This window comes from Chryseobacterium gossypii, assembly GCF_041361455.1.
Classification (GTDB): Bacteria; Bacteroidota; Bacteroidia; order Flavobacteriales; family Weeksellaceae; genus Chryseobacterium; species Chryseobacterium gossypii.
This window is the reverse complement of record NZ_JBGCUR010000017.1, coordinates 69,286-76,060: the sequence shown is the minus strand read 5'-3', so window position 1 is coordinate 76,060 and position 6,775 is coordinate 69,286. Positions and strand designations below refer to the sequence as shown.

The following is a 6,775-nucleotide window of genomic DNA, read 5'->3' as shown; positions in this document are numbered from 1 at the left end:
AATTATTACTTTTTATCACAAATTTATTTCTTATTCTTATCCCGAACTCGGGTTAGTTAAGAAAAACTAAAACAGGCTCAAAACAAGCCTGTTTCTGTTTATAAAATTTATTTTAAAGTGAATTAATCTTCAAAGAAATCACTGTCAACTTCTTTGATTTCAATAATTTTTAAAAAGTTGCATTTGTGTATTCAAATGTAACTTAAAAGTGGCGATAGCCCAAATTTTATAATTTATAATAAGTATTATTTGACTAAACAGATTATAGAATCAATAATCTTGAATCAATAATTAGATCATCAAAATATCCTTGACTTTTTTAAGTATTTATTTGCTACTTTGTCTTACTTCCGTGAAAATTTCTCCATTATCACTCACTTTATAATATATAAAACTGTTAAAACTATGTTGTAAATAATAGGATGACCATTCTCATCATTAATTACAAGTCCGGCTAGTTGATTTTTTTCCCAATCTTCCTTTCCGAAAAATACAGATACATTTCAAGAATTAATTTTTTCTACATCCAAATAAAAATCTTCATTTTCACGAATAATCATTTTCTTTAGTATCCATATATGAAATTTGTTTTCTCTAAAACATCTTTGGCAATTTCCTCAATTTGTTCTTTGTATGTTTCATTTTTTATTCTAAAGTAAATTTTATACCCGTACTGGTAAGAATTGTTTTCCCATCATTCAATAGAGAATATGTAATTTTTGTTTGTCCGAGGGAATGAACCAATAGAATAGGTAATTGCTTTTCATCATCTATATAAAGGAAAGCTCCTCTGCTTTTTCCAAAATCCTCTTCTCCCCATAGAAAAGAAACCTGCCAAATATTTTGATTTTCTTTTTTATTATGTCCGAAAAAATAATCTTCATTTAGTTCAGTACACTTTATTTGATTTTCATCATCATATCCAAATTCAGAATTATTTAAAATTCTCTTAGACAATTCAAGTATTTGTTGTTCAGTATTTTTCATAATTACTATTTTAATATTCCTGATTTTTTTAATTTTAACAACTCTTCCATTTCTTCAATAATAATTTTGCTTATTCCTGCTTCTTCCCTATATTTGTTCATATATTCATAAGAATCTATAAGTTCAGTTTTAGTCCATTTTTCTTTTGTTTTCCATATAGCTTCCCAAACCATTGTTTCATCTTCCCAAAGAGGTAATTTGGCATATTCTTCAGGGGATAATCTTTTCCAAGTTTTCATATGAACCATTTCATGAAAAACTGTCAATTCTGAAACTTCTGAACGTAAAAACATAGTTTTAAGTCTTGGATTAAAAGAACCTACTACACCTCTTGCATTCCAGTCCTTAAGTTTTTGTTTCATTCCAAAGTCCTTATCTACAATTTTCAAATCTACATCATATAGTTCCTTTAGCAGCTTTCGGAGCTTTTTTAATTCTTTTAAAGTTAATAACCTCCCTCCATCTAATCCAAAACTATCATCAATTTTTCTGAATAGCTCTTCAATATCCTCAACTACTTCATCATGAATCCTATTACCACTTCCAAATATAGCATCAATTTTCTTTTTAAGCCAGTCTGCAACTTTGCCATTCTTTATGGCTTCTATCATTTCAAGGAATTCTTTTTCAAGCCATTTATAAAGGTCTTGTGTTGTATTGACAATTTTATTTCCTAAATTTTTAGAAAAATTTAGTGCCTTTGCTCCTGCCTGTTCTGCTTTGGCTGTTAATCTACTAATTTTTGCAAATGCTTCTGCAACTAATGCCCCCCCTCCTGTAAAGTAAGCAATAACAGCATCTAAAATCAGTTCAAATGCTACTCCTCCAATAAAGTAAGCCCAAAAATATTCATTGAGGTTAGAAAATCTTTTTCTTAAAAAAGATATAAAAGAAGAAACTTCTTTCCATATTTTATCATCCGTGAAAAGTTTTTTAATACCATTCAGAAACTCTTTTGCATTCTCATTAAATAAATCTACAAAATCTTCTATAAATTCTAATTTCTCTTGGTGTTTTGTCAGTTCTAAAGGACTTAGCTTTTCTAACTCAAAAATAGGTAAGTTGTCCACTATCATTGCTAAAAGCATAATAATCAGTTGAACTAAAGATATAAGACCATTGAGTATTCCACAGAGAAAAGCATTGATTTTTGCAATTTCCTGGTTCAGCTTTTCACTGATTATGCTTCCTATACCCGAAACAATATCCAGAATTTCCTTAAATAGCACTTTTAGCTGATTGTAAATATTCTTTATGCTTTCAGGCATGTTATCCTCTATAAAGTTTTTTACAAGAAATGTAACAGCAAACAAAATATCATCAGCAATCGTAGGGGTTGCTGCAACGATATTGAAAACAGCAGCAGTGGAAATTTCATCAAACGAGGCTATAAACTCTGAAAGCTTTTTTAAACCAGTTTCTGCAATCCCTTGCTGGTTATCAGACATGTTCTTATACTCATTACAAGGAAAAGGAACAGGAATGATAGGTTTGTATTTTACTTCTTGTTTAGGAAAACCATTTGCTCCAATTTTGTTTTGGTAATTGTTATACATGGGCTCTACATAAAACTTGATATAATCATAGTTTTCTTCTGTGAATTTCCATTTTTCGGCAGCTTCTATACCTCCTCTTAACCAATCTGCTAATTGGTTATTCAATGAGGATACTTTTTTAAAGGCATCATTTATTTTACTTTTATCAAGTATCTCTAAATAAATGGCACCTTTTAAGAGAGTTTCATCAATTCCATAATCATTGGCAATTAACTTGATGAGATTATTAAAATTCGATACATTACCATCTACCGTATTGCCATCATAGTTAATGGTTTTCCCCTTACTATTGTAGTCCTTTATTAACCTTTGTCTTGCATACTCCCCCATTTTTACCCGACAGGCTGTACCAAAAAAATTGCTGGTGCTTTTGGATGTCATTTCATAATAAATGGTAAAATAGTTTGATTCAATAGGATCTTTTTCATACCTGTCAAAAACTTCGGTTCCTGTTTCACAAAAAACAGCCTGATGATGAATTACACTATATTTTTCTGACTTAGGATAGCTGTCTTTTGACTCTGGAGGAACAACAAAGGTTTCATAAAATACACTGTTTTCCCCTAAAGGGCTGGCAATGCCTCTATTTAAAACGTAATTTGATCTTTGTATCATGAACATTTGAATTTATTATGAGTCAAATGTAGATATGGGTAGTGACAAAACTTGACGTATTACATTTTAATTTGTTTCAATTTTATTCTTCGAAACTTCAAACCAAACAACCTTAATTGTCTTACTTGAACAGACCATCATGATTTAATTTCCTCCGAACAAAAAATATATTATTTTGTTTCAAAGAAAAAATATTATCTTTGCTCCTCCTTAATCGGGAATGAAGACTAAAAAAATAAATTCCCAAATAAGACTATAAATTTCATATCATGCCGGATTTAAAAATACAAGAAGCGAAATTGCTTTTTAAGAAAATCCACTCTAACCCAAAAAGTTATGATTTAAAAATCAATGAAGATGGGATTACAGGCAGAGATGATAAAATAAGTTTCAGACTTTACAGGACCGGAGAAAGGGTCGCCTTTGAAGTAACGATAGACGGACTTACCTTCACCAATATTACTGGAGAATGGAACAATGCAATGATCATGTTAGGTAATACGATCAAAAAACTGGAAAAAGAACAAGAAAATTTAAAAATAGAACAGGCAATTGATAAACTGAGGAAATACCTATCTGAAGAAAGTTGAAAAATTTTAAAGATAAATTTGGCAGATAAAAAAAAAGTTTATACTTTTGCACTCACATTTGAACGATATGGCAAATCATAAATCAGCATTAAAAAGAATTAGACAGAACGAAGCCAGAAGACTTCGTAACAGATACTACCACAAGACTGCTAGAACAGCTATGAAAGTATTGAGAAATGAAGATGATAAAGCTGCTGCTGCAGAGCAATTGCCAAAGGTTATCTCTTTGTTGGATAAATTAGCGAAGAAAAACATTATCCACAAAAACAAAGCGGCTAACTTGAAAAGCAAACTAACAAAGCACGTTAATAAATTAGCGTAAAATATAAGTAGGCCCGTTCGTCTATCGGTTAGGACTCAAGATTTTCATTCTTGCAAGAGGGGTTCGATTCCCCTACGGGCTACAAAATTAAACTACTGAATCCGGTAGTTTTTTTAAAGCTAATTTTTTAACAACCCGAATTGGCTAAAAAGACAGACGGCCCGTTCGTCTATCGGTTAGGACTCAAGATTTTCATTCTTGCAAGAGGGGTTCGATTCCCCTACGGGCTACCAAAAAACAACAGAAAAAGCGATCATTTCGATCGCTTTTTCTGTTGTTTTTCACCATGATAGCCATTACGGCTTATAAAACTGTTAATAGAAGCCTAAGATATTATTGCAAGCTATTTTTACGGTACAGATAAGTCCGGAAGCCTGTAATTACTTCGCATTATTTTCTGATATCCTTTTTCTTATGCGGCTTAATGACTGATTTTTGATGCCCAGATAAGAGGCGATATGATAAGATTGTACACGCTGAACAATATTAGGATGCTCTTTCAGAAGATTCAGGTATCGCTGTTCATGGCTTAAGAGCAGAAGCTCTTCCGTTCTGGCCTGTGACTGATTGAAAAAATGTTCAGCGAGAAGCCTGCCAAATTTTGCCCAGGATTTATGGGTGTCATACAGGTATTGAAGATCATTGTAGGAAATGTACAGGATTTCAGCTTCTTCCAATGCCTCAATGTAATAGCTGCAGGGATATTGGAAAATAAAGCTTCTAAAGGAAACTACAAATTGATTTTCGGAGAAAAAGAAAATGTTTCTCTCTTCCTCCATAGTATCATCGTAATAATAAATTCTGAATATGCCTTTGGTAATAATGCCCAAATCCTTACAAACAATATTCTGTTTATTGTAGAAATCATTTTTGGCAATGGTTCGCTGATGCCAAAGCGGCAAACTCACCGACAGATCCTCGTCGGTGAGTTGGGCAAAGCCGGTCAGTACTTTTTGTAATATCGATAATTTATCTGACAAAGCTCACATGTTTCTGGTATGCAGCAAATATAGAAATTTATGAACCTGATTGCGCTTTTTTGTTTATTTTTCTCTGCCGGACAACCTGGTAACCAGATCCAATGATAAAGAGAATAAAAGCTGTGGATAAAGAATTCATAACGATAGGATCCTTAACGTCTGATGCGAATGGCTTGCCTACCGGAAGACGGGTGAGTGTTTCATTGATTGTAGGAACCATGGAAAGAAAAAAGCTAAATGACAGACAAAAGTTTTCAAAATACCGTGCCTTGTTATTTCCACTCTTTTTCGTATGAAGGAAAAATCCTGTTAATATCAAGACAATTATTAGCAATGACAAGACATGTCCGGCGTTAAAACCACCATGTCTGTAGATCCCAAGGGCCGTGAGTGAAGCAACAAGCGTCCCGTAGAAGTATATCTTCCCTTCTCCGCTTCCAAAATCAATTTTTCCGTATCGTACGAATGAAACTAACGCGGCTATAATAGCAGCAACCCCAATGACGGTATGAAAAATACCTAAATTTGATAATCCCATATTCTATTAAATTTAGGTACAAATTTTCCCACAAAAAATCAAATGTTTGTTAACTTAAGTGAATAAACATTTGATTTTTTATTTTAAGAGAATGGACCGGAAATTCTGTATCAAATCAGACCATATTGCTTAATATAATACTATTCAAAGAAGAAGAGGCTGCTCAAACCCGGCAGCCTCTTTGGCTTAATCCTAAGCCTGAAATGATTATTGAATTATCAGGCTCTTTTTAAATACCCAGATTTAAAAATACACTGAATCTGGATTTAGCTTCTATGCTTCCACCTGCCAGATTGGAATATACCGGAAGCATGACCTCACTGCCCAGACTGAATCTTTTATAAGCCGCTTCAAATCCCAATTTTCCATATAAGGCACTTCCTGCCGTATCGGGCAATGCCTCATCAAACTGCTTATTCTCATCATATACTTCACCCTGCCATCCAGCTTTTGCAGAAAAAGCAAACTTTTCATTCTTTAAGATCCGGTAAAATCCGCTTGCAGCATAATTCCATTGGTTTCCGAACTGATAATGCTTTTTATTTTCAGTTTTAATGGTATAATCCGTGCTTATGATAACCGCAAGTTCATTTTTCTGGTATGTATAGTTTAGAGTCACCTGATAATCCCAGCTTCCTGTACCCAGCTGAAAGCTCGGGTTGACTCCGGTAATCCCTTTTTCATCAAACCTGCCTACCGGCACTTTTATTCCCACACCACTATTTACCTGATGGATATTGTCTTTAGAATCAATAATCCGGTAAATTCCCATCAGATTTAAATCTCCTATCCCGTTGATAGTGATATCGCCCTGCATGGTTCGTCTTTCATGGAAATGAAAAGGCAGGCTTCCGTAAACACTCAGTTTATCCGTAAGGGGAACTCTGGCCCAAAGCTGAAGGGTATTGAAATACTGGTCCTGCGTAAGGTCTTTTACAAACGGGTTTTCCCTCGCCTTGTAATGCTGTGCGAAATATTTGATCCCTATAAACTGAGGGTTCAGCAATGATTCAAAGCCGGACGATCCGTTCCCTGCAGCGCAGCCACATGCATCACAATCATAAGATAAGTTTATCTCCTTAAAATAATTTTTAGAAGTGTAGATGCTGTCATTAAAAGTCTTCGCCTGCCCTATATTAAATAGCATGAGGCTTATGATTAAAATTATTTTTTTCATTTGAATAAAG

General features: G+C 33.6%; 7 protein-coding genes and 2 tRNA genes. 4 read left to right on the top strand and 5 right to left on the bottom strand.

The features are described 5' to 3' along the window. Nucleotides 1-645: 645 nt before the first annotated feature. Both ABMQ40_RS10775 and ABMQ40_RS10770 read right to left on the bottom strand, forming a co-directional pair. The gene (locus ABMQ40_RS10775) at nucleotides 646-987 is read right to left on the bottom strand and encodes a hypothetical protein (protein WP_370899425.1); all 342 of its coding nucleotides are present in this window, start codon (nucleotides 985-987) and stop codon (nucleotides 646-648) included. A gap of 5 nt (nucleotides 988-992) precedes the next feature. Continuing rightward, nucleotides 993-3,158, bottom strand: coding sequence for a zincin-like metallopeptidase toxin domain-containing protein (locus ABMQ40_RS10770; protein ID WP_370899423.1), 2,166 nt, complete (start codon nucleotides 3,156-3,158; stop codon nucleotides 993-995). Between the two features lie 269 nt (nucleotides 3,159-3,427). Between ABMQ40_RS10770 and ABMQ40_RS10765 the strand changes: the two genes are divergently transcribed. The 4 genes from ABMQ40_RS10765 to ABMQ40_RS10750 all read left to right on the top strand — a co-directional run bounded on the left by ABMQ40_RS10765 (nucleotide 3,428) and on the right by ABMQ40_RS10750 (nucleotide 4,303). Beyond that, entirely contained in the window at nucleotides 3,428-3,748 is a 321-nt protein-coding gene (locus tag ABMQ40_RS10765) for a hypothetical protein (RefSeq protein ID WP_370899421.1), read from the top strand. A gap of 67 nt (nucleotides 3,749-3,815) precedes the next feature. Then, nucleotides 3,816-4,070: a 30S ribosomal protein S20 gene (rpsT, locus tag ABMQ40_RS10760; RefSeq protein ID WP_370899419.1), complete on the top strand. Its 255-nt coding sequence runs from the start codon at nucleotides 3,816-3,818 to the stop codon at nucleotides 4,068-4,070. A gap of 10 nt (nucleotides 4,071-4,080) precedes the next feature. Then, nucleotides 4,081-4,152, top strand: a tRNA-Glu gene (locus ABMQ40_RS10755). 76 nt (nucleotides 4,153-4,228) lie between these two features. Beyond that, nucleotides 4,229-4,303: transfer RNA gene (locus ABMQ40_RS10750), tRNA-Glu, on the top strand. Between the two features lie 147 nt (nucleotides 4,304-4,450). Here the strand turns inward: ABMQ40_RS10750 and ABMQ40_RS10745 are convergent. From ABMQ40_RS10745 to ABMQ40_RS10735, 3 genes are all read right to left on the bottom strand, one after another. After that, the gene (locus ABMQ40_RS10745) at nucleotides 4,451-5,050 is read right to left on the bottom strand and encodes a Crp/Fnr family transcriptional regulator (protein WP_370899417.1); all 600 of its coding nucleotides are present in this window, start codon (nucleotides 5,048-5,050) and stop codon (nucleotides 4,451-4,453) included. Nucleotides 5,051-5,087: 37 nt separating this feature from the next. Then, nucleotides 5,088-5,588 (bottom strand): hypothetical protein, encoded by a 501-nt coding sequence (locus tag ABMQ40_RS10740; RefSeq protein WP_370899415.1) that lies wholly within the window; start codon nucleotides 5,586-5,588, stop codon nucleotides 5,088-5,090. A 229-nt stretch (nucleotides 5,589-5,817) separates the two neighbouring features. Next, nucleotides 5,818-6,765, bottom strand: coding sequence for a transporter (locus ABMQ40_RS10735; RefSeq protein ID WP_370899413.1), 948 nt, complete (start codon nucleotides 6,763-6,765; stop codon nucleotides 5,818-5,820). Between the last annotated feature and the right edge of the window lie 10 nt (nucleotides 6,766-6,775).